Raw genomic sequence first — 20,940 nt, 5'->3', positions numbered from 1 at the left:
CCTCCCATGTCCGATCCCAAACCCGACGCCCCTGCCCCGGAAGATACGGAAAACCTCGAAGAACAGCTGGAGGAAGGTCTGGAAGATAGCTTCCCGGCCAGCGATCCGCCGTCCGTGGCCCGCCGTCATCGCCAACCGCCGCAGAACCCGGCTTGATCCGGAAGACCGATGCTCTGTAGGTTAGACTGACGTTTTGAACACTTGTTCGATGCGCGCCCGACGCAACGGGCGCGCCGTCAGGAATACCAGATGAGCCAGCGCTTCGAAGGCACCGCCGACTACGTCGCCACCGAGGACCTCAAGGTCGCCGTCAACGCCGCCGTGGCGCTGGAACGCCCCCTGCTGATCAAGGGCGAGCCCGGCACCGGCAAGACCGTGCTGGCCTATGAAGTGGCCAAGGCGATGAACGCCCCGCTGCTGACCTGGCACATCAAGTCGACGACCAAGGCCCAGCAGGGCCTCTACGAGTACGACGCCGTCACCCGCCTGCGCGACAGCCAACTGGGCGACGAGCGCGTAAAGGACGTCAGGAACTACATCAAGAAGGGCAAGCTCTGGGAGGCGTTCGAGAGCGAGCAGCGCCCCGTGCTGCTGATCGACGAGATCGACAAGGCCGACATCGAGTTCCCGAACGACCTCCTTCAGGAGCTCGATCGCATGGAGTTCTTCGTCTACGAAACCGGCGAGACCATCAAGGCCAAGGTCCGGCCGGTGATGATCATCACCTCCAACAACGAAAAGGAGCTGCCGGACGCCTTCCTGCGCCGCTGCTTCTTCCACTACATCCGCTTCCCCGAGGAGCAGACGATGCAGGCCATCGTCGACGTGCACTTCCCGGGCATCAAGCAGAAGCTGGTCTCCGAGGCGCTGCGCATCTTCTACGACATGCGCAAGGTGCCGGGCCTGAAGAAGAAGCCGTCGACCTCGGAGCTGCTCGACTGGCTGAAGCTGCTGCTGGTCGAGGACATCGACGAGACCGTGCTGCGCGAGAAGGATCCGACCAAGCTGATCCCGCCCCTGCACGGCGCCCTTCTGAAGAACGAGCAGGACGTGCACCTCTTCGAGCGCCTGGCCTTCCTGGCCCGCCGCGAAGGCAGCGCCCGGCCGGGGCAATAGGGATCTGGCGCCGATAAGGCGCAGTTACCGCGATTTCATTGGACGCGGATCGCCGACCCGCACACTTTCGCGCCGAACGCGAAGGACCCTTTCTATGCGCCTCATCCTCGTCCTGGCCGCCAGCGCCGCGGCCCTGGCCGCCTGCTCTCCGGAGGTGTCGGTGAAGACCGACAAGCACGAGCGCGTGGTCCACAGGAAGGAGCCGCTGCGGGCCATCTCGCGGCTGGATTGCCCTGAAAAGCAAGGCGGTCTGACGCGCGTCTCGGTCGCCGCCGACGGCCGCTCGTGCCAGTACGCCGGCGACCAGGCCGAGGTCAGCCTGCGGCTGGTCGACTTCCAGAACAACGACGCCGAGACCGCCCTGGCCCCGATCGAGGCCGAGCTCAAGACCCTGATGCCGCAACTGAAGGCCTCGGCCGCGCCCAAGTCCCCGGGCGGCAAGAACACCGCCCACATCAAGCTGCCCGGCCTCAGCATCGACGCCCGCGACGAGGGCGCCGACATCCGCATCGGCGGCATGACCATCAACGCCAACGACGGCGAGGCCCAGGTGCGGGTCACCAAGAACGTCACCGAAAGCGGCGGCGGCAAGATCACCAAGGTCGAGGAGCGCAAGGATGGCGGCCACGAGAGCCGCACGGTCCAGGTCAGCTCCAGCGACGACGGTGACGGCGACGTCTCGATCCACGCCAACGACGACGGCGCGGTCATCCAGCAGCGCCGCAAGGCCAAGGACGGCGTCCGCGCCACCCTGGTGCTGGCCAGCGACAAGGCCCCGACCGGCTACCACCTGGCCGGCTACGAAGCCCGCGGCCCGCAGGGCGGCCCGCTGGCCGTGGCCGTGGTCAAGGCCAAGCGCCGCGACAGCGAGGACGGCGACCTGTTCAAGGCCATGAAGGCGCTCGTGCGCCACAACGTGGGGGGCTGACGCCTCCTTCTCCCCTTGCGGGAGAAGGTGTCGGCGAAAGCCGACGGATGAGGGGTCTCTCAGAAATCAAAACGCCGCGACGGCTGATCGGCTGTCGCGGCGTTTCTGTACGTGAGACCCCTCACCCGACCTCCTTCGGAGGCCACCCCCTCCCGCAAGGGGAGAGGGATCAGATCGGCGTCACTTCCATGACCTTGTAGGTCAGCGGCCGGCCGTCCTCGTCAGTGACGGTGACGTATTCGCCGACCGCGAAGCGGTGCTGGCCGAGGCGATGCACCGGCTCGTCGTCGATCTGATCGTCCTCGTCATAGTCGAAGAACCAGCGCTCGCCGCGGCGAGCCAGGCGGCCATCGGCGGCGTCCTCGTCGGGGGCGAAGCGGCGGACGGCGCAGTCCTTCCTGGCCTTGGCGTACTCGGCCTCGTCCAGATGGCCGTCGTCGGTCAGCGGCGCGGTCAGGGCGTAGCCGCGATGATCGTCGCCGCCGGCGAACTCGGTGCCCGGATTGCGGGCCAGGCGCATGACGATGCGCGACAGGGACATGGACTGCCTCCTTCTTCTTGGTTGAAAACTCAGTGCGACAGGAAGAGCGACGGCCCGTCGGCGTTCAGCAGGCTGCGGGTCGTGCCGCCGAAGATGAACTCCTGCAGGCGCGGGTGGCCGAAGGCGCCGGCGACCAGCACCTCGGCCCCCTCCTCGCGCGCCGCTTCCAGCAGCAGCTTGGCCGCATCGTGCGCGCCCTCCAGCACCCGCACCAGGGCGGTCACCCCGCGCGCGGCCAGGAAATCGACCATCCGGGCCAGCTCGAAGCTGCGCGACGAGGCGGCCGGCGCGCCGGCCACCACCACGCGCGAAGCCTTCTGCAACAGCGGCAGGGCCGTGCGCAGGGCGCGGCTGGCCTCCTTGCCGCCGTCCCAGGCCACCAGGACCGTGCCGCCGACCTTCAGGCCGGAACGCGCCACCAGCACGGGCCGCTGCTCATCGGCGATCATCTGCTGGAAGGCTTCGGCCAACGGGCCTTTGCCCCGCGCGGCGGCGTCGTCGAACACGATCACGTCCGACAGCCGGCACTCCATGGCCAGTCCCGCCCACACCGGCGATTCCAGGGTGGTGACGCGGGCGCGCGGATAGCCGAGCGAAGCGACCAGGGCCTCGACGGCGTGAGCGCCCTCGACGGCGGCTTCCTTCAGGCTTTCGAGCGCGGTGACCTGCACCCCGCCCATGAAGCCCTCGCCCATCCACGGCATCAGGTCGGCGACGTCGGCCGGCGCGTGGATGGCGGCCAGTTCGGCGTCGAAGCCGGCGGCCAGCTCGGCCGCGGCCCGCAGGACGCCTTCGTCGGACTTGGCCCCGGCCAGCGGCGCCATGATTCTCGCCCAGCTCATGATCCATCCTCCAAATCGCCGGCGCGCGACGGGCGCCGAAATCGGTCCCCGCGCCCTGCCGTAACGCGCCTTTGCGCGCTTTCTGACAAAACGCATTTCCACAGGCGTCGGCCCGGGCCATCATTGATCTTCATCAAGCGATACGGCACTCAAACCACCTTCACCGTAAGGAACGATCTCGTGGCCAAAGGGCTGCATAAGGGCCAGCCGAGAGCGTGGCAGCGGATGCTTTCGGGCCGCAGGCTGGACCTGCTGGACCCGTCGCCGATGGATATCGAGATCGAGGACATCGCCCACGGCCTGGCGCGGGTGGCCCGCTGGAACGGCCAGACGATCGGCGAGCACGGCTTCTCGGTGGCCCAGCACAGCCTGGTGGTCGAGGAGATCGCCGCCCACATCAAGCCCGACCTGGAACCCCGCTGGCGCCTGGCGGCCCTGCTGCACGACGCCTCCGAATACGTCATCGGCGACATGATCAGCCCGTTCAAGGCGGCGCTGGGCGTCTCGTACAAGGACTTCGAGGCCCGGCTGGAAGACGCCATCCACATCCGCTTCGGCCTGCCGGTGAAGACCCCGGCCCCGATCAAGAAGCTGATCAAGCAGGCCGACCGCGCCTGCGCCTTCTTCGAGGCCACCCAGCTGGCGGGCTTCGAGCACGCCGAATCCCTGTCGATCTTCGGCGCGCCGCCGGCCGGCTACGACCTGAAGATCGTTCCCCAGCCCCCGTTCGAGGCCCAGGCCCGCTACGTCCAGCGCTTCCACGTGCTGTCGAAGGCGGCCGGCTACGAATCCTCCCCAAGCGCCGCGTTCGAGACCGAATGAGCGGCGGCTCTTCCAGCTCCGCCGTCGTCATCGGCCTGTCGGCCGTGGTCGTGGCCGTGCGCGACGGCGAGGTCGTGGTCCTGACCGTGCGGCCGCACGACGCCGTCACCGACATCGCCTCGCCTCTGCCCGGCCTGCCGTTCGGCCCGTTCGACCCCGAGGGCCACCGCACCTTCGAACTGGCCCTGCGCGCCTTCGTCACCGAGCAGACCCGCTTCCAGCTGGGCTATGTCGAGCAGCTCTACACCTTCGGCGACAAGGGCCGCGACGCCCCGCGCGCCGAGGTCGGGGCCGGCGCCGCTCGCGTCGTCTCGATCGGCTATCTGGGCCTGACGCCCAAGGCCACCGACACCCAGGCCCCCGACACCGTCTGGGCGCCGTGGACCCGGTTCTTCCCCTGGGAGGACTGGCGCGCCGGCCGCCCCGCCCTGCTCGACGAGGCCATCGCGCCTGCCCTGCGCCGCTGGGCCGGCGACGACGCCGACCGCCTGGCCCGCGCCCGCCTGGCCTTCGCCCTGGACGGCGCGCCGTGGAACGAGGAGCGGGTGCTGGAGCGCTACGAGCTGCTCTATGAGGCGGGCCTGGCCCCCGAGGCCGCCCGCGACCGGGCCCGCGCCGACGGCCACGACCCGGCCGAGCCCGAGGCCCTGTCGGCGGCCCTGGGTGAGCCGATGATCTCCGACCACCGACGGATCCTGGCCACCGGGCTTTCCCGCCTGCGTGGCAAGATCAAGTACCGTCCGGTGGTGTTCGAACTGACGCCCGCCGAGTTCACCCTCTCGACCCTGCAGCGCACCGTCGAGGCCATCGCCGGCGTGCCCTTGCACAAGCAGAACTTCCGCCGCGTGGTCGAGCGCGAGGACCTGGTCGAGGGCCTGGGCCGCCTCGACAGCGAAACCGGCGGCCGCCCGGCGGAGCTGTTCCGGTTCCGGCGAGAGATCCTCGGCGCGCGGCAGGCCGGCGGGCTGTCGCTGCCGCTGCTGCGGGAATAGGCCGCTCCCTAAACTCCCGTCATTCCCGCCCTTGTGGCGGGAAACCCTCTGTCAGCCGCAGGTGCGGATGGGGCGGATCGCCAGCGATCCGCTTGCGCCTCACATGCGAACGGAACCAGGGGTTCCCGCCACAAGGGCGGGAATGACGGGATAATTTGAAGGTCAGTTGACGCCCACCGCAACCTGCGGCCGACTAGCGGCATGAAGATCGACATCCGCATCCTGGCCGCGGTCGGCGCCGCCGTGATCCTGCTCGGCACGGGCTTGGGCCTCGTGGCCTACGTGTTCCACGACGCCGCCGATGAGGCGGTGGAAGACAGGGGCGACGACCAGCTGGCGATCTCCGGCGGCAAGATCGCCGTGCAGAACCGCTTCCCCGAGGCCACGGCCGTCGTCTTCGGCCAGGTCTTCCCCCACCAGGACGGCGACGTCGTCTCGGTCTGCGGCCAGGTCGACATCCAGCAGGAGCAGGACAGCTTCGACGGCCCCGAGCGCTTCGTCTGGTCCGACGGCGCGCTGGTGATCGAGGAGGCGGACGGGACCGAGGCGGTCAACGCCAAGTGGGCGGATGTGTGTGAGTAGCCGCCCTGGCGGGCCGCCCCCTCAGTCGCTCCGCGACAGTTCCCCCAGAGGGGGAGCATCTAAAGCGACCTAGATCCTCCCCCTCTGGGGGAGGTGGCCCGGAGGGCCGGAGGGGGCGCCGCGAAGCGGCCTACCCTCCAACCAGACCGAAGTCCGCCACCTGGCCCATGGCCGCGCGAACGGCGGCGAGGGTCTTGAGGCGGTTGTCGCGGTGCTCGGGGTCGTTGACGAAGACGCCGTCGAGATAGGCGTCGACCGGACCGCGCAGTTCGGCCAGTTGGGCCATGGCGCCGGTGAAGTCTTCCTTGGCCAGGGCGTCGGCCAGCGGGGCCTTCAGCAGGCGCAGGGCCTGGTAGAGACCCACCTCGGCGGCGCTGTCGGCGGCCGGCTCTTCCGGTTCGCCGACCGGCAGAGCGCCCTTCTTCTCCTCGGCCTTGAGGATGTTGGCGGCGCGCTTGTAGCCGGCCAGCAGGGTCTTGCCGTCGTCGGTCTTCAGGAAACCGTCCAGCGCCTCGACTCGCGCGACGATCCGCACGAGGTCGTCGTCGCCCAGAGCGAACACGGCGTCGACCAGATCGTGTCGCTTGCCTTGGTCCTTCAGGGTGACCTTCAGGCGGTCGGCGAAGAAGGCGAGGATGCCGAGAACCACGTCACGAGCCCGCTTCGAGGGCTCGTCCTCAGGCTGCGGCGCATCAGGGCGCAGGGAAACGGAGAACGATCCGCCGCCAAGCGCCGACCACACGCCCGCGAACGCCGCGCTGCTGGTCTGGAGAAGCGGAGCGCGGAAGCCCCCCTCCAAAATGATCCGGATCACCCCCAACGCCGCGCGACGCAGCGCATAGGGATCCTTGCTCCCCGTCGGCTTCTCGTCGATCGCGAAGAACCCGACCAGCGTATCCAGCTTGTCGGCCAGCGCCACCGCCACGCTCAGCGGCGCGGTCGGGACGGCGTCGGAGGGGCCCTGCGGCTTGTAGTGGTCCTGGATCGCCGCGGCGATCTCGGGATCGAGGCCGAAATGGCGGGCGTAGTAGCCGCCCATGATCCCCTGCAGCTCGGGGAACTCGCCGACCATCTGCGAGGTCAGGTCGGCCTTGGCGAGGCGCGCGGCTTCCTTGGCCTTGTCGACATCAGCGCCGACCAGCGGCGCGATCTCGCCGGCCAGGGCGACGATGCGGTCCACGCGCTGCTTCATCGTGCCGAGCTTGGCGTGGAAGGTCACGCCGTCCAGCTTGGCCAGCCACGGCTCGAAGCCGGCCTTGACGTCCTCGTCCCAGAAGAACCGGGCGTCCGACAGGCGCGACGACAGCACCTTGGCGTTGCCGGCGGCGATCACCTTGCCGCCGTCCTTGGCCTCGATATTGGCCACGGTGATGAAGTGCGGGGCCAGACCCGCCTCGCCAGGCTTGCGCACGGCGAAGTACTTCTGGTGCGTGCGCATCGAGGTGCGGATCACCTCGGGCGGCAGGTCGAGGAACGACGGGTCCATGTCGCCCAGCACCGGCGTCGGCCATTCGGCGAGGCCCGCGACTTCTTCCAGAAGTCCCTGGTCTTCGACCAGTTCGAGATGACGGGCGAAGCACAGGGTCTTGCAGCCTTCGAGGATGCGCGCCTTGCGCTCCTCGACGTCGAGCACGACGAAGTGGGCTTCCAGACCGGCGACATATTCGTCGAAGTCCTTGGCGACGAAGGGCTTGGCCTCACCCATGAAGCGGTGGCCCTCGGTGACGTCGCCGCTGGCGATGCCGTCGATGCTGAACGGCACGACCTCGCGGTCGAGCACGCAGAGGATCCGCTTCAGCGGACGCACCCAGCGCAGCTTGCCCGTGCCCCAGGTCATCGACTTGGGCCAGGCGAAGCCGCGGACGATGGCTTCCACCATCTCGGCGACGATTTCGGCGGTCGGGCGGCCCTTCTTCTCGACGAAGGCCATCCAGACGCCGTTCTGCTCGACCAGCTGGTCCTGCGTCAGGCCGGCCTTGCGCAGGAAGCCGTCCATGGCCTGCTGCGGGGCGCCGACGCGCGGGCCCTTCAGCTCTTCCTTGCGGTCGGCCTGGGCCAGCGGCAGGCCTTCGGCCACCAGGGTCAGGCGGCGCGGGCCGGCGAAGGTCTTCAGGGCCTCGGGCAGGAAGCCGGCGGCGGCCAGGTGCTCGCGCGCCATGCGCTCCAGGTCCTTGGCGGCCTGGCCCTGCATGCGGGCGGGGATCTCTTCGGAGAACAGTTCGAGAAGCAGTTGGGGCATTGGAGTTACGCGGCTTCCTGCAGCTCGACCCACTTCTGGGCGCACATCTTACAGAGGTCACGGATGCGGCCGATGTAGCTGGCGCGCTCGGCGACGGCGATCGCGCCGCGGGCGTTCATCAGGTTGAAGAGGTGGCTGGCCTTGAGGACCATGTCGTAGGCGGGCAGGACGAGGGTCTCGTTCTTGTAGGAGCGGGCCAGCATCAGCGGCACCTGCTGCTCCATCTGCTCGAACTGCTGCTTGAGCACGGCGACGTCATAGCCGTGGAAATTGGCTTCCGACTGCTGGCGCTCGTTGGCCAGGAAGACGTCGCCATAGGTCAGGGCGCCCAGCGGCGAGTCCGGATCGTTGAACGGCAGGTCGTAGACGTTGTCGACGCCGAACACGTACATGGCCAGGCGTTCCAGGCCGTAGGTCAGCTCGCCCGCAACCGGGTTCACGTCCAGGCCGCCCACCTGCTGGAAGTAGGTGTATTGCGACACTTCCATGCCGTCGCACCAGACTTCCCAGCCCAGGCCCCAGGCGCCGACGGTCGGGTTTTCCCAGTCGTCCTCGACGAAGCGGATGTCGTGGGTGCGCAGGTCCAGGCCGATGGCCTCCAGCGAGCCCAGATACAGGTCCTGCATATCGGCCGGGTTGGGCTTCAGGATCACCTGGTACTGGTAATAGTGCTGCAGGCGGTTGGGGTTCTCGCCATAGCGGCCGTCGCCCGGACGGCGCGAGGGCTGGACGTAGGCCGCGTTCCACGGCTTGGGACCGAGCGCGCGCAGCACCGTGGCCGGGTGCAGCGTCCCCGCCCCCACTTCCACGTCGTGCGGCTGCAGGATCACGCAGCCCTTTTCGCTCCAGTAGTTATGGAGCGTCAGGATGAGGCTTTGAAACGATTTGGGGGCGGCGGGCATGACGTCCGAACAAGGGCCTGAAAAAAGTCGGCGGACCATAGGGCCCGCCGACTGTCGCTTCAAGCGAAGGGGACGTCGTTTGTTACACCCCGTTCGAACTTAGTTGCCCTTGGCGGCCGAGCGCTTGCCGGCGTTGGACATCGGCGAGCCGTAGGCCTTGCGGTTCTCGGGCGTGTCGGCGACCGGCGGGTTGGAGACCACGTTGGCGTCGCCGGCCTTCAGGGTCGCCTGCTGCTCGGGGTTCAGCGACGAGGCCGGCAGGGTCGCCGAGGTCGGCGCGGCCGTGCCGGTGTCGGCGGCCGGCGCCGTGGTGGCGGCGGTCGGATCGGCAGGGGCCGGCGCGGTGGTCGGGTTCAGGGCCTGGTCGGCCGGAGCGTCGGTCGCCGACGGGGTCGCGGCCTGATCCGGAGCCGGCGCCGGGGCGGCCTGGGCGGCGACGTCGGAACCGGCGTCGGTGGCCGACATCACGTCGGCGCTGGCGGTCGTCGAGGCCATGCTGGTGGCGGCGTCATCCGTCGCGGCCGCGGCCGCCTGGATCGGCACGTCCTTGGGGATCAGCACCTTGTCGACCACGTGCAGCACGCCGTTGGTGGCCAGCACGTCGGCCTGGACGATGTTGGCGCCGTCGACCATCGGGGTCGCGCCGCTGCCGTCGAGCACGACCGACGAGCCCTCGACGGTCTTCACCTCGCCCTTGGCGCCGTTGATCTTGCTGCTGTCCACCTTGGTGTTGATCACGTGGTAGGTCAGCACCTTCTGCAGCTGAGCGGCGTTGGCCGGCTGCATCAGGCGGTCGAGCTCGCCGGCCGGCAGGGCCGCGAAGGCCGCGTCGGTCGGGGCGAACACCGTCAGGTTCGGATTGCTGGCCAGCACGCTGGTCAGGTTGGTGGCGTCCAGGGCCTTGAGGAAGACCGTGAACTGCCCCGAGGCCTTGGCCGTGGCGATCAGGTCGCCGTTCGGGGTCACCTTGGCGGCCGCTGTCGCCGGGGCGGCGGTGGTCGCGGGAGGCGGAGCGGCGGGCGGCTGGGCCGGGGCCGTCGTCTGGGCGATGGCGACGCCCGAGAGCAGCGCGACGGCGGCGGCGGCGGAGAGAAAGCGCGTCACATACATGGCCTGGTCCTTTCGCTCGAATTCCAGGCCGGCTGTACGCTCCAGATTGCGAGTCCGTTGCACGACCTCACGGGCTCGTGATCCAGACTTCGCCGTTACTTGAAAAAGAACACTAGTGAAGCTCCGGCGAAGATCAGCAGGAAACCCAGCGCCGTCGTCCAGCGGATCGCCTCTCCGAGGTAGAAGTAGGAGAACAACGTGAAGACGATCAGCGTGATCGCTTCTTGGCCGGTCTTGAGCTGAGCCGTGGAATAGACGCCCGCACCGATGCGGTTGGCGGGAACCGCCAGCATGTATTCGGGCAGCGCGATCATCCAGCTGGTCAGTATGGCCAGAGGCAGTGCGATGGCGCGGTGCTTGAGGTGGCCGTACCAGGCGAAGGTCATGAAGACGTTGGAGCAGATCAGCAGCGCCCACGGGGCGATCTTGGCCCACAGGGGCGGCATGGAGAATCCTCCGAAAGGGAGATGGGAGCCGCGATTGTAGACGTTCAGCGACGTCCCGCGCCACGGCGCCGCTGGACGCTTATTTTGCCTTCTAAAAGTGCAATATCGATGTTCTATGATTATTTTTCCGGCGCCTCGTCCCTTTCGTTTCTCAAACCCTAACCCGTGCCCCCGTTCCAGGAACCGTGGCCGATAGCGTGCGAGCGCCGGGGAAACGACGCGGCCGCATTCCGGCGGCGTCGCGGTGATCGAGTGAGCGAACGCGCTCTAGCAACCAAACAAGGGGGGCCTGCCTGTACGGCGGGCCGGAGCAAGGCGGATGAAACTGATCATAGCGGTCGTCAAACCCTTCAAGCTCGATGAAGTCCGCGAGGCGCTGGTCGCCGCGGGCGTCGAAGGCCTGACGGTGTCGGAAGTGAAGGGTTACGGCCGCCAGAAGGGCCAAACCGAGATTTATCGCGGCGCGGAGTACCAAGTGAACTTCGTGCCCAAGGTGAAGCTGGAAGCCGTGGTGGACGATGCGTCCGCGGCCAAGGCGGTCGAAGCGGTCAAGGCCGCCGCGGCCACGGGCAAGATCGGCGACGGCAAGATCTTCGTCCTCAATGTCGAAGAAGCCGTGCGCATTCGGACGGGCGAAACCGGCCCGGCCGCTCTGTAATCGTCGGGGAAAGGGGATACCAACGATGAAACTCACCTTTAAGCCGCTGGCTGGGCTGATGCTCGCCGCGACTCTCGCGGGGGCGCCGATCGGCGCCACCGCCTTCGCTCAGGAGGCCGCGCCGGCCGCCGCTGCCGCCGCGCCCGCCGAGGCCGCGCCGGCCCCGGCCGCCGCTCCGGCCGCCGCGCCCGCCGAAGCCGCCGCTCCCACCATCGTCGACAAGCAGGACAAGGGCGACAACGCCTGGATGCTGACCTCGGCGCTGCTGGTGCTGCTGATGATCCTGCCGGGCCTGGCCCTGTTCTACGGCGGCCTGGTCCGCTCCAAGAACATGCTGTCGGTCATGATGCAGGTCTCGACCGTGGCCCTGATCGGCTTCGTCGCCTGGTTCCTGTGGGGCTACAGCTTCGCCTTCACCGACGGCGGACACTGGGACACCTTCGTCGGCGGTCTGGGCCGTCTGTTCCTGAAGGACGTCACGCCATCCAGCGTGGTCGCCACCTTCTCGACCGGCGTCGTGATCCCGGAACTGACCTTCATCGCCTTCCAGTCGACCTTCGCCGCCATCACCGCGGCTCTGGTGGTCGGCTCGCTGGTCGAGCGCATGAAGTTCGCCGCCATCGTGGCCTTCGCCGTGCTGTGGCCGCTGCTCTCGTACTACCCGATGGCCCACATGGTCTGGTGGTGGCCGGGTCCGGACGCGATCGCCCTGAACCCGACCGCGCCCGTCAAGGCCGGCCTGATCTGGAGCTTCGGCGCCCTCGACTTCGCCGGCGGCACCGTGGTCCACATCAACGCCGGTATCGCCGCCCTGGTCGGCGCCATCATCCTCGGCAAGCGCCAAGGCTTCGGCAAGGAACCGATGCCCCCGCACTCGCTGACCCTGACCCTGGTGGGCGCTGGCCTGCTGTGGGTGGGCTGGTTCGGCTTCAACGCCGGTTCGAACCTCGAGTCGAACGCCTACGCCTCGCTGGCCATGGTCAACACCTTCGTGGCCACCGCCGCGGCCGGTCTGTCCTGGATCATCGTCGAGTGGATCACCCGCAAGAAGCCGTCGGCCCTGGGCCTGGCCTCGGGCGTGGTCGCCGGTCTCGTCGCCGTCACCCCGGCCGCCGGCTTCGCCGGTCCGATGGGCGCCCTGATCCTGGGCCTGGTCGTCTCGCCGATCTGCATCATCTTCTGCTCGGCCGTTAAGAACGCCCTGAAGTACGACGACAGCCTGGACGCCTTCGGCATCCACGGCATCGGCGGCATCGTCGGCGCCATCGGCACCGGCCTGGTGGTCAACCCCGCCTGGGGCGGCGCCGGCGTCGTCGACTACACCTCGTGCGCCAAGGACGGCGACATCTCGACCTGCGACACCGCCGCCTACGACCTGGTCACCCAGGTCATCGCCCAGCTGAAGGGCGTCGGCGTCACGATCGTCTGGTCGGCCGTCGCCTCGATCATCGTCTTCCTGGTCATCAAGCTGGTGATCGGCCTGCGCGCCTCGCCGGACGCGGAAGAAGAAGGTCTGGACATCTCCGAACACGGGGAACGCGCCTACCACAGCTGAGCCTTCGGGCTCCGCTGGTAAGCGGTCCAAAAAAGAAGGGCGCGGAAGCTTCGGCCTCCGCGCCCTTTTTCTTTGCTGGCTCGGTGTCGCCCCCTACGGAACGCGCCGCGCCGAGATGATCTTCAGCGGCGGGTCGATGATCTGGCCGGTCATCACCGGATTGATCGCCTTGCCCGGCGTCGGCAGGGCCAGGATCTTCTTCACGACGTCCATCCCCTCGACCACCTTGCCGAAGGCGGCGAAGCCCTGGTTGTCGCCCGAGGCGGCCGGATTGGCGTCCAGGCCCGGGGCGTCGCCGATCAGGATGAAGAAGTCCGAGGTCGCCGTTCCGGGCGCGTTGCGGGCGATCGAGACCACGCCGTCCACGTGCTTGAGGCCGGTCTTGGTGGTCGGCTCGTGGGCGATCGGCGGCAGCACCCGTTTGGGATCGCCCTGCACCCCGCCCTGGATCAGGCCGTACTCCGGCGCGCCCGGCGCTCGCGAGGCCCGGAAGAAGGTCGCCCCGTCATAGCGCTTCTGATCCACATAACGCAGGAAGTTGGCCGTGGTGATCGGCGCTTCCTTGGTGGCCAGCTCGATGACGATGCGGCCCAGCGGCGTCTCGACGGCCACCCGCGTGGGCGGCTTGGGCGCGGGTGGCGGCGGAGCGGCCGGCTGGGGCGCGGGGGCGGCTTCCTGGGCGTGCGCCGAAGAGGCGGCGGCGGCCGCTGCGGCGGCGAGGAACAGGCGGCGGTCCATGCTGGACTCCCTAAACACAAAGGCCAGGGACACTAGGCGGAACGGCGCCCTCCCCGCCAGCGCGAGGATTGCGGCAAACACCTTCAGCGCAAAAACATCGTCATCCCGGCCGAAGCGCAGCGTAGAGCCGGGACCCAGGGGATTGGGTGCGGCTACGGAAGCTCCCGCCCAAGCGGCTGTAATCGCACTGCGGCGGCCCCTGGGTCCCGGGTCTGCGGCGCGACGCGCCTTCGCCCGGGATGACGCCCAAGAGAGCCTAGAACGGCCCGCCCAGGCGGCACCGCTTCACCCACCAGTCAGGCCGCATCGCCTCGATGCGCTCGGCCAGGCCCTCGGCCTCGATGTCGCTGGCGCACAGGGCAAAGCAAGTCGCGCCGGAGCCCGACATCCGCGCCAGCAGCGCCTCGGGCTCGCCGGCCAGCAGCTCCAGCACCTCGCCGATACGTGGCTCCAGGGCCACGGCCGGGGCCTGCAGGTCGTTGCGGGTCAGGGCCGCGAGCCAGGCGCAGACCTCCTCGGCGCTTTCGAAGGCGTCGGGCGTCGGCGGCGGAGCCTCCCCGCGCGGATCCACGGCGGCGTCATAGGCGCGATAGACCGCCCCGGTCGGCGACGGAACCAGCGGGTTGACCAGCACCGCGTGCAGTTCGGGCAGCGCGGGGGCCGGCGACAGCCGCTCTCCCCTGCCCTGCGCCATCACCGGCGCGGCCCACAGGCACGGAACCCCGTCCGCGCCCAGCGAGCCGGCCACGGCTTCCAGTTCGGCGTCCGACAGCGACAGCCCCAGGGCCTCGCGCAGCAGCCGCAGGGCCGCGCCAGCGTCGCTGGAGCCGCCGCCAAGGCCGGCGGCGATCGGCAGGGCCTTGTCGAGGATCAGCCGCACCGGTGGGGCCGGTCCGCCGACGGCCTCGTGCAAAGCCCGCGCGGCGCGGACCACCAGATTGCCGCCGTCGACCGGGATCTCGCCGCCGAACCGGCCGGTCGCCTCGAAGCTGGGCGCATCGGCCGGCTGGATCGACACCGTGTCGCCGACGTCGGCGAACACCATCAGGCTCGACAGCGGGTGATAGTTCTCCGCGTCGGGCCCGCCGACGTGCAGGAACAGGTTGACCTTGGCCGGGGCGAAGGCGGAACGGCGCATCGAGGTATCCGAGAACTGGGCTTGTGGCCCGTAGACCTAAAGCGTGTCGGCGCCGTTGGCCACGGCCGGGGCCTTGGCGGGGCCCTTCGACCCCAGCCCGTCCTTCAGCTTGGCCTCGGCGGCGGCCTTCTGCTCGGGCGTCGGCTCCAGGCTCAGCACGCGCCGCCACTGGAACTGGGCCTCGGTCTTGCGGCCCAGACGCCAGTAGACGTCGCCCAGGTGGTCGTTGATGTCCGGATCGCCGGGCTCGAACTCGATGGCCTGTTCCAGCATCTCGACGGCGGCCTTGTCGTCGCCCAGGCGGTGATAGGCCCAGCCCAGGGAGTCGAGCATGGCGCCCGACTGCGGGTTGGCCTTCACGGCCCTCTGCACCATCGTCAGGGCTTCGGCCAGGTGCTCGTTGCGATCGATCCACGAGTAGCCGAGATAGTTCAGCAGTTCGGGCTCGTCGGGATTGAGGCTGAGTGCCTGCTGCAGGTCGCGCTCGGCGTCGGGCCAGCGGCCGGCTCGTTCCAGCGACACGCCGCGCATGTAGAGCAGCCGCCAGTCGGGCTTGTCCTTCTCGGCGGCCACCAGCGGATCGATCACCGCCACGGCGTCGGCCCAGCGGTCGTTGGCCCGCAGCAGGTCGGCATAGACCAGCTGGGCGCTGCGGCCGGCGTTGGGCGACTTGGCGGCGGCCTCGGCGATGGTCAGGGCCTTGGCCTTGTCGCCGGCGTTCTGCAGCGTCCAGGCGATCTTGCCCTGGGCCGCGGGATAGCGCGACGAAGTGGCCGGAACGCGGGCATAGGCGGCGCGAGCCGCCTCGGGATCGCCGCCCTGGTCGAGCAGGTCGCCGACCATCAGCAGCGCGTCCTCGCGCTTGGGATCCAGGTGCAGGGCCAGGCGCAGATAGGCCAGGGCGAACTGGCTCTGGCGCTCGTTGCTGAACACCGCCGCGCAGGCGACCAGGCTGTTGGCCGCACCCTGGCGGACCGTGTTCAATGGCGGGGCGGCCTTCTTCGCGGCGGCGCGGGCGCGCGCCTCCAGCAGCGCCGAGTCGGTCGGGGCGTCGGCCAGGATGGAGTCGTAGAGGGCCACGGCCTCGTCGCGGCGCTTGCGGCGCTCCAGGAACGCGCCGTAGTCGATGGCGAACATCGGCCGCACGGCCGGAACCTCCATCAGCGCCTTGTAGTCGGCTTCGGCCTCGGCGGTCTTGCCGGCCCGCTCCAGGATCTCGGCGTGGCCCAGGCGGCCGAAATACTGCACCAGGCGGTCGTTGCGCAGCTCGGGCAGGGTCTGGGCCTTGGCGGCGTCGCCGGCCGCGGCGGCGGCCCACGGGGTCAGCAGGGTGACGACCGGACGATGCGGGAAGCCCAGGGTCGGATCGGCCAGCAAGGTTTGAGCATCCTTGCCCTTGCCGCGCGACAGCAGGTCGACGGCCTGGGTCAGCACGCCCAGGCGACGCACGCCCTCGGTCCCGCCCGGCGCGACCGGCGCCAGTTCGGCGGCGCGCGACACCTCGCCGGCCAGCAGCGAAGCGGTGAAGGCCCGCTCGGCGATCAGGCCCGGGTCCTCGCCCAGGTTGCGGGCGGCCTGGAAATAGGCGGCGGCTTCCTCGCTGCGCCCGTCCTCCATCGCCGCCTGGCCGGCCAGGAACTGGCCGTAGGCCGAACGCCCGTCCCAGGGCGTGTTGTTCCACCCGCTCTGCTCGCCGCGCAAAGGCGGCCCCGACGTGGCGCAGGCGGCCAGGACGGCGGTGGAGGCCAGGGACAGGAGGACTCGGAAACGCATCATCCGGCCACCCTGTTCGGTTTCAGGGCCTCGTTCAAGCATCCTTCTCCCCTTGCGGGAGAAGGTGTCGTCCGCGGGACGACGGATGAGGGGTCGCACGAACGAAAAACGCCGCGACGGCTGATCGGCTGTCGCGGCGTTCTATGTCTGAGAGACCCCTCACCCGACCTCCCTCCGGGAGGCCACCCTCTCCCGCAAGGGGAGAGGCAAAGAGCCCTACATATTCGGATAGTTCGGACCGCCGCCGCCTTCGGGCGTCGTCCAGACGATGTTCTGCGACGGGTCCTTGATGTCGCAGGTTTTGCAGTGGACGCAGTTCTGGGCGTTGATCTGGAACTTCGGATTGGCGCCCTGCTCGTCGTACAGCACCTCGTAGACGCCGGCCGGGCAGTAGAGACGCGCCGGTTCGCCGTACTTGGGCAGGTTGACGTCGATCGGGATCGACGGGTCCTTCAGCTTCAGGTGCGCCGGCTGGTCTTCCTCGTGGTTGGTGGCCGACAGGAAGACGCTCGACAGCTTGTCGAAGCTGATCACGCCGTCCGGCTTGGGATAGACGATCGGCTTGTAGTCCTTGGCCAGGCCCGTCGAGGCCGCGTCGGTCTTCTCGTGCTTCAGCGTGCCGAAGAACGAGAACCCGCCCAGCAGGTGCGCGCACCACATGTCGAACATGCCGGCCGCCCCGCCCAGGGCCGTGCCCAGCTTGCCCAGCAGCGGCTTGGCGTTGCGGACGACCTTCAGTTCCTTGGCCACCCAAGACTTCTCGAAGGCGGCTTCGTACTCGACCAGGGCGTCGCCCTCGCGGCCGGCGGCGATGGCCTTGAACGCCTCCTCGGCGGCCAGCATGCCGGTCTTCATGGCGTTGTGGCTGCCCTTGATGCGCGGCACGTTCACGAAGCCGGCCGAGCAGCCGATCAGCACGCCGCCCGGGAACGACAGCTTCGGGATCGACTGGTAGCCGCCCTCGGTGATGGCCCGCGCGCCGTAGGCGATGCGCTTGCCGCCTTCCAGGTAGGGTCGCACCGAAGGGTGCTGCTTGAAGCGCTGGAACTCGTCGAACGGCGACAGCCAGGGGTTCTTGTAGTTCAGGTGCACCACGTAGCCGATGGACACGTAGTTGTCCCCGAAGTGGTACATGAAGCTGCCGCCGCCCGTCTGGTTGTCCAGCGGCCAGCCGGTGGTGTGCTGGGCCAGGCCCGGCTGGTGCTTGTCGGCCGGGATCTGCCACAGCTCCTTGATGCCGATGCCGTACTTCTGCGGCGACTTGCCGGCGTCCAGCTCGAACTTGGCGATCAGCAGCTTGGCCAGCGAGCCGCGCACGCCCTCGGCGATGAACACGTACTTGCCGTGCAGTTCCATGCCCGGCTGGTAGTCCGGCTTCTCGTGGCCGTCCTTGGCGACGCCAACCACGCCGACGACCACGCCCTTCAGCGAGCCGTCCTCGCGCCAGACCGTGTCCGAGGCGGCGAAGCCCGGATAGATCTCGACGCCCAGCTCTTCGGCCTGGGCGGCCAGCCAGCGGGTGACGTTGCCCAGCGAGGCGATGTAGCAGCCGTGGTTGTGCATGAACGGCGGCATGGCGAACATCGGCAGGCCGAGCTCGCCCTGAGGACCGAGCAGCAGGAACTTGTCCTTGGTGACCGGGGTCTCGAGCGGCGCGCCCTTTTCCTTCCAGTCGGGGATCAGTTCGTTCAGCGCCTTGGGATCGATGACCGCGCCCGACAGGATGTGGGCGCCGACCTCCGAGCCCTTTTCGACCAGGGCCACGCTGATTTCGGTTCCGGCCTTCTCGGCCAGTTGCTTGAGACGGATGGCAGACGCCAGGCCCGCCGGGCCGCCCCCGACGATGACGACGTCGTATTCCATCGACTCGCGTTCGAGGACTTCGCTCATGGCTTCTCCCGCCCCAGGCTCTTGAGTGGAGCCTGCCTTCTTCCTGTTTGAGTCGGACTTTATCCGAACGTGACGCCACGGCGGTCAAGGAAAACCGGATAGTTTTTGTTGCACCGCAGCGCGGACATATCGGTGACGCAGCCCATTATACTCGCTAGAGAAAACGTCATGAGCCTCGCCGTCGATCCGCGCGCCGTCGAAAGCCTGCTGGCCTTCTGGGCCGATGCGGGGGTCGAGGCCTGTTACGCCGACGAGCCGATCGACCGCCTGGCCGAGGGCGCGGCCCTGCTGCGGGCCCGCAGCCAGCCCCAGCCCGTGGTCGTCGCCGCGCCCCCTCCCCGTCCCGGCGCGTTCGGCGGCGTCGACATCGGCGCGGCCGCTGCGGAGGCCAAGGCGCTCGCCGCCGCCTGCGACGACCTCGAAAGCCTCGCCGCCGCCATCGCCGCCTTCGACGGCTGCCCGCTGAAGACCCAGGGCGCCAAGCAGGCGGTGTTCTCGCGCGGCCCCGGCGACGCCCCGGTCATGGTCATCGGCGAAGGCCCCGGCGCCGAGGAAGACGCCCGCGGCCAGCCCTTCGTCGGCCGGGCCGGCCAACTGCTCGACCGCATGCTCAAGGCCGCCGGTCTGCAGGACCGCGCCTTCATCACCAACACCGTCTTCTGGCGCCCGCCGGGCAACCGCACGCCCACGCCCCAGGAGCAGGCCGTCTGCGCCCCGTTCGTCGAGCGAACGATCGCCCTGGTCAAACCCAAGTTGATCCTGATGGTCGGCGGCGCCTCCGCAAAGAGCATGTTGCGCCGTGAGGAAGGCATTTTGTCGCTTCGCGGCCGCTGGTTCGAGTGGCGCTCCGAGGACGGTTCGATCGAGGTTCCGGCCTTGCCCAGCTTGCATCCGGCCTTCCTGCTGCGCCAGCCGGCGGCCAAGAAGAAGGCCTGGCAGGACCTCTTGATGCTGGCCGAAAGACTTGATCGGCCGGAAAGGCCCCATTAAACAAGCCGCTGACCAGTCGGAACGGGGACGCGCGCCGCCTTTGCAAAGGCCTTGCGCGGATACGATTTGCAGCTTTTCGCTCGCCCTCTGGCCGTTGTCTCGGCCCTCGCGCTTTGCCTGAACCTCGCCGCGCCCGCGGTGCGGGCCGCGGGGCTCGAACCTCTGTCCGACAGCGACCAGCGCTTCTACCAGGCCGCCTTCACGGCGGCCGACCGCGGTGATTTCGACGCCGCCGAAGCCGCCTTCGCCAACACCCGCGACCGCAGCCTGATCGGCAAGCTGTCGCTGACCCGGCTGATGCACCCGACGGCCTACACGGCCAGCTATGACGACCTGACCGGCTGGCTGAAGCTCTATGGCGACGAGGCCGGCGCCGAGCGCGTCTACGCCCTGGCGCTGAAGCGCAAGCCCGCCCGCTCGCCCGAGCCCAAGGCCCCCGAACTGTTCGTCGAGGTTGCCCAGGGCGTGCGCAGCGCTGGTCCGGCCGACAAGGGCCGCGCCGCCCGCGAGGCCTATTATTCCGGCGACGTGAAGGCCGCGCTCAAGCTGGCCAAGCTGGCCAACGAGCGCTGGATCGCCGGCCTCGCCGCCTTCCGCCTGGAATCCTACGCCGAGGCGCGCGGCTATTTCGAGCAGGTGGCCCATGACGAGGGCCAGGACGACTGGCTGCGCGCCGCCGGCGCCTTCTGGGCCGCCCGCTCGGCCAGCATGGCGGGCGACAGGACGGCTGTCCGCGACCTGCTGAACCAGGCCGCCCAGGCGCCGCAGACCTTCTACGGCATGATCGCCGCCCGCCAGCTGTCCATGGCCGGCGTGGCCGTGGCCAACGATCCGGACGACCCGATCGCCGCCCTGATCACCCGCGTCTCCTACAACGGCCCTGACCCGGCTTCGCTGGGCAAGCTGCTGTCCTCAGACCAGCGCGCCCGCCGCGCCGCCTCGCTGGCCCAGCTGGGCCGCTGGACCGAGGCCGGCGCCGAGCTGCGGGCCGGCCTGTCGCTGGCGACCGACGACAAGGCCCGCGCCGACTGGAGCGCCCTGACGCTCGCCCTCAACGCCCGCGCGCCGTTCAACGCCGGCCGTCCGGTCAAGAAGATCGGCGGCGAGGACTATCCCCTGCCCGAGCTGGCCCCCAAGGGCGGCTTCACGATCAGCAAGGCCCTGGTCTACGCCCTGGTGCGCCAGGAAAGCCGCTTCGACCCGATGGCCGTCTCCGGTGCCGGCGCCGTGGGCCTGATGCAGCTGATGCCCGTCGCCGCCGCCCGCGCCGCCGGCGACGACAAGCTGCTGGCCGACAACACCCCGCTGTTCGACCCGGCCTTCAACCTGCGGGTCGGCCAGGACTACTTCACATGGCTGATGGACCGCGGCCTGCAGAGCCCCGACATCCTGCGCGCCGTCGCCGCCTACAACGGCGGCCCGGGCACCCTGCTGAAGGTGCAGCAGCAGCTGGGCCAGGACTGCGACAGCCTGCTGCTGATCGAGAGCCTCCCGGCCCAGGAGACCCGCAACTACGTCGAGAAGGTCATGGCCTCGTACTGGACCTACCGCCGCCTGCTCGGCGCGGAGACCAAGACGCTGGACGCCGTGGCCAGCGGCCAGCGGGTGATCGACTTCCGGCTGGATATGTAATCTGTTTCCTTCTCCCCTTGCGGGAGAAGGTGTCGGCGAAGCCGAC

At 69.2% G+C, this 20,940-nt stretch carries 19 protein-coding genes and 2 pseudogenes; 11 read left to right on the top strand and 10 right to left on the bottom strand.

Features of this window, described 5'->3' with window-relative positions; translation table 11 throughout:
* Positions 1 to 6 precede the first annotated feature (6 nt).
* The 3 genes from AC07NG_RS22320 (at position 7) to AC07NG_RS22310 (ending at position 2,044) form a co-directional block, all read left to right on the top strand.
* The gene (locus AC07NG_RS22320; RefSeq protein WP_494596417.1) at positions 7 to 156 is read left to right on the top strand and encodes a hypothetical protein; all 150 of its coding nucleotides are present in this window, start codon (positions 7 to 9) and stop codon (positions 154 to 156) included.
* A 93-nt stretch (positions 157 to 249) separates the two neighbouring features.
* Positions 250 to 1,116 (top strand): AAA family ATPase, encoded by an 867-nt coding sequence (locus AC07NG_RS22315; RefSeq protein WP_487292527.1) that lies wholly within the window; start codon positions 250 to 252, stop codon positions 1,114 to 1,116.
* Positions 1,117 to 1,210: 94 nt separating this feature from the next.
* Complete coding sequence (locus AC07NG_RS22310; RefSeq protein ID WP_494596415.1) at positions 1,211 to 2,044, top strand: hypothetical protein; 834 nt, start codon at positions 1,211 to 1,213, stop codon at positions 2,042 to 2,044.
* A 169-nt stretch (positions 2,045 to 2,213) separates the two neighbouring features.
* On the opposite strand, the gene AC07NG_RS22305 is transcribed toward AC07NG_RS22310, so the two are convergent.
* Together AC07NG_RS22305 and AC07NG_RS22300 are read right to left on the bottom strand one after the other, a co-directional pair.
* Positions 2,214 to 2,585: a hypothetical protein gene (locus tag AC07NG_RS22305; protein WP_110121782.1), complete on the bottom strand. Its 372-nt coding sequence runs from the start codon at positions 2,583 to 2,585 to the stop codon at positions 2,214 to 2,216.
* Between the two features lie 29 nt (positions 2,586 to 2,614).
* Positions 2,615 to 3,427 (bottom strand): universal stress protein, encoded by an 813-nt coding sequence (locus AC07NG_RS22300; protein ID WP_494596414.1) that lies wholly within the window; start codon positions 3,425 to 3,427, stop codon positions 2,615 to 2,617.
* A 180-nt stretch (positions 3,428 to 3,607) separates the two neighbouring features.
* On the opposite strand from AC07NG_RS22300, the gene AC07NG_RS22295 reads away from it, so the two are divergent.
* The 3 genes and pseudogenes from AC07NG_RS22295 (at position 3,608) to AC07NG_RS22285 (ending at position 5,823) form a co-directional block, all read left to right on the top strand.
* A complete protein-coding gene (locus AC07NG_RS22295; RefSeq protein WP_487292524.1) occupies positions 3,608 to 4,249 on the top strand; it encodes a YfbR-like 5'-deoxynucleotidase in 642 nt (213 codons plus the stop codon).
* Positions 4,215 to 5,241, top strand: a pseudogene (locus AC07NG_RS22290) (NUDIX hydrolase); the annotation flags it as partial. The gene AC07NG_RS22295 and the pseudogene AC07NG_RS22290, both read left to right, overlap by 35 nt.
* A 201-nt stretch (positions 5,242 to 5,442) precedes the next feature.
* Positions 5,443 to 5,823 carry a hypothetical protein gene (locus AC07NG_RS22285; protein WP_494596413.1) on the top strand — a complete coding sequence of 127 codons (381 nt, stop codon included), beginning with the start codon at positions 5,443 to 5,445 and terminating at the stop codon, positions 5,821 to 5,823.
* Positions 5,824 to 5,953: 130 nt separating this feature from the next.
* Here AC07NG_RS22285 and glyS read toward each other — a convergent pair whose 3' ends face one another.
* From glyS to AC07NG_RS22265, 4 genes are all read right to left on the bottom strand, one after another.
* Complete coding sequence (gene glyS / locus AC07NG_RS22280) at positions 5,954 to 8,062, bottom strand: glycine--tRNA ligase subunit beta (protein ID WP_494596411.1); 2,109 nt, start codon at positions 8,060 to 8,062, stop codon at positions 5,954 to 5,956.
* 5 nt (positions 8,063 to 8,067) lie between these two features.
* Positions 8,068 to 8,964 carry a glycine--tRNA ligase subunit alpha gene (locus tag AC07NG_RS22275; protein ID WP_110121778.1) on the bottom strand — a complete coding sequence of 299 codons (897 nt, stop codon included), beginning with the start codon at positions 8,962 to 8,964 and terminating at the stop codon, positions 8,068 to 8,070.
* Positions 8,965 to 9,063: 99 nt separating this feature from the next.
* Positions 9,064 to 10,137 carry a fasciclin domain-containing protein gene (locus AC07NG_RS22270; RefSeq protein ID WP_487292519.1) on the bottom strand — a complete coding sequence of 358 codons (1,074 nt, stop codon included), beginning with the start codon at positions 10,135 to 10,137 and terminating at the stop codon, positions 9,064 to 9,066.
* A 32-nt stretch (positions 10,138 to 10,169) separates the two neighbouring features.
* Complete coding sequence (locus tag AC07NG_RS22265) at positions 10,170 to 10,520, bottom strand: DMT family protein (protein WP_110121777.1); 351 nt, start codon at positions 10,518 to 10,520, stop codon at positions 10,170 to 10,172.
* A 319-nt stretch (positions 10,521 to 10,839) separates the two neighbouring features.
* Between AC07NG_RS22265 and AC07NG_RS22260 the strand changes: the two genes are divergently transcribed.
* Complete coding sequence (locus AC07NG_RS22260) at positions 10,840 to 11,178, top strand: P-II family nitrogen regulator (protein ID WP_035046383.1); 339 nt, start codon at positions 10,840 to 10,842, stop codon at positions 11,176 to 11,178.
* A gap of 25 nt (positions 11,179 to 11,203) precedes the next feature.
* A complete protein-coding gene (locus AC07NG_RS22255) occupies positions 11,204 to 12,733 on the top strand; it encodes an ammonium transporter (protein WP_494596408.1) in 1,530 nt (509 codons plus the stop codon).
* A gap of 93 nt (positions 12,734 to 12,826) precedes the next feature.
* Here AC07NG_RS22255 and AC07NG_RS22250 read toward each other — a convergent pair whose 3' ends face one another.
* Positions 12,827 to 13,471 carry a peptidylprolyl isomerase gene (locus AC07NG_RS22250; RefSeq protein ID WP_492854930.1) on the bottom strand — a complete coding sequence of 215 codons (645 nt, stop codon included), beginning with the start codon at positions 13,469 to 13,471 and terminating at the stop codon, positions 12,827 to 12,829.
* 68 nt (positions 13,472 to 13,539) lie between these two features.
* Between AC07NG_RS22250 and AC07NG_RS22245 the strand changes: the two are divergent.
* Positions 13,540 to 13,715, top strand: a pseudogene (locus AC07NG_RS22245) (hypothetical protein); the annotation flags it as partial.
* A 12-nt stretch (positions 13,716 to 13,727) separates the two neighbouring features.
* Here the strand turns inward: AC07NG_RS22245 and AC07NG_RS22240 are convergent.
* The 3 genes from AC07NG_RS22240 to AC07NG_RS22230 form a co-directional block, all read right to left on the bottom strand.
* Positions 13,728 to 14,609 (bottom strand): 4-(cytidine 5'-diphospho)-2-C-methyl-D-erythritol kinase, encoded by an 882-nt coding sequence (locus tag AC07NG_RS22240; RefSeq protein ID WP_494596406.1) that lies wholly within the window; start codon positions 14,607 to 14,609, stop codon positions 13,728 to 13,730.
* Positions 14,610 to 14,645: 36 nt separating this feature from the next.
* Positions 14,646 to 16,382, bottom strand: coding sequence for a tetratricopeptide repeat protein (locus tag AC07NG_RS22235; RefSeq protein WP_492854928.1), 1,737 nt, complete (start codon positions 16,380 to 16,382; stop codon positions 14,646 to 14,648).
* 216 nt (positions 16,383 to 16,598) lie between these two features.
* Positions 16,599 to 18,272 carry an electron transfer flavoprotein-ubiquinone oxidoreductase gene (locus AC07NG_RS22230; protein ID WP_492854927.1) on the bottom strand — a complete coding sequence of 558 codons (1,674 nt, stop codon included), beginning with the start codon at positions 18,270 to 18,272 and terminating at the stop codon, positions 16,599 to 16,601.
* A gap of 168 nt (positions 18,273 to 18,440) precedes the next feature.
* Here AC07NG_RS22230 and AC07NG_RS22225 point away from each other — a divergent pair, with 168 nt between their 5' ends.
* A complete protein-coding gene (locus tag AC07NG_RS22225) occupies positions 18,441 to 19,262 on the top strand; it encodes a uracil-DNA glycosylase (RefSeq protein ID WP_494596403.1) in 822 nt (273 codons plus the stop codon).
* A gap of 66 nt (positions 19,263 to 19,328) precedes the next feature.
* Positions 19,329 to 20,894 (top strand): lytic transglycosylase domain-containing protein, encoded by a 1,566-nt coding sequence (locus tag AC07NG_RS22220; RefSeq protein ID WP_494596402.1) that lies wholly within the window; start codon positions 19,329 to 19,331, stop codon positions 20,892 to 20,894.
* Positions 20,895 to 20,940 lie beyond the last annotated feature (46 nt).

Source organism: Caulobacter sp. GW821-FHT10C03 (assembly GCF_059415485.1).
Note: the sequence above shows the minus strand (reverse complement) of the source record. Positions and strands in the feature narration are given on the sequence as shown.

Bases quoted from the DNA above. Each gene is read 5' to 3' on its own strand.
- AC07NG_RS22320 (WP_494596417.1), top strand. From the start codon at position 7: ATGTCCGATCCCAAACCCGACGCCCCTGCCCCGGAAGATACGGAAAAC.
- AC07NG_RS22315 (WP_487292527.1), top strand. From the start codon at position 250: ATGAGCCAGCGCTTCGAAGGCACCGCCGACTACGTCGCCACCGAGGAC.
- AC07NG_RS22310 (WP_494596415.1), top strand. From the start codon at position 1,211: ATGCGCCTCATCCTCGTCCTGGCCGCCAGCGCCGCGGCCCTGGCCGCC.
- AC07NG_RS22305 (WP_110121782.1), bottom strand. From the start codon at position 2,585: ATGTCCCTGTCGCGCATCGTCATGCGCCTGGCCCGCAATCCGGGCACC.
- AC07NG_RS22300 (WP_494596414.1), bottom strand. From the start codon at position 3,427: ATGAGCTGGGCGAGAATCATGGCGCCGCTGGCCGGGGCCAAGTCCGAC.
- AC07NG_RS22285 (WP_494596413.1), top strand. From the start codon at position 5,443: ATGAAGATCGACATCCGCATCCTGGCCGCGGTCGGCGCCGCCGTGATC.
- glyS (WP_494596411.1), bottom strand. From the start codon at position 8,062: ATGCCCCAACTGCTTCTCGAACTGTTCTCCGAAGAGATCCCCGCCCGC.
- AC07NG_RS22275 (WP_110121778.1), bottom strand. From the start codon at position 8,964: ATGCCCGCCGCCCCCAAATCGTTTCAAAGCCTCATCCTGACGCTCCAT.
- AC07NG_RS22265 (WP_110121777.1), bottom strand. From the start codon at position 10,520: ATGCCGCCCCTGTGGGCCAAGATCGCCCCGTGGGCGCTGCTGATCTGC.
- AC07NG_RS22260 (WP_035046383.1), top strand. From the start codon at position 10,840: ATGAAACTGATCATAGCGGTCGTCAAACCCTTCAAGCTCGATGAAGTC.
- AC07NG_RS22255 (WP_494596408.1), top strand. From the start codon at position 11,204: ATGAAACTCACCTTTAAGCCGCTGGCTGGGCTGATGCTCGCCGCGACT.
- AC07NG_RS22250 (WP_492854930.1), bottom strand. From the start codon at position 13,471: ATGGACCGCCGCCTGTTCCTCGCCGCCGCAGCGGCCGCCGCCGCCTCT.
- AC07NG_RS22240 (WP_494596406.1), bottom strand. From the start codon at position 14,609: ATGCGCCGTTCCGCCTTCGCCCCGGCCAAGGTCAACCTGTTCCTGCAC.
- AC07NG_RS22235 (WP_492854928.1), bottom strand. From the start codon at position 16,382: ATGCGTTTCCGAGTCCTCCTGTCCCTGGCCTCCACCGCCGTCCTGGCC.
- AC07NG_RS22230 (WP_492854927.1), bottom strand. From the start codon at position 18,272: ATGAGCGAAGTCCTCGAACGCGAGTCGATGGAATACGACGTCGTCATC.
- AC07NG_RS22225 (WP_494596403.1), top strand. From the start codon at position 18,441: ATGAGCCTCGCCGTCGATCCGCGCGCCGTCGAAAGCCTGCTGGCCTTC.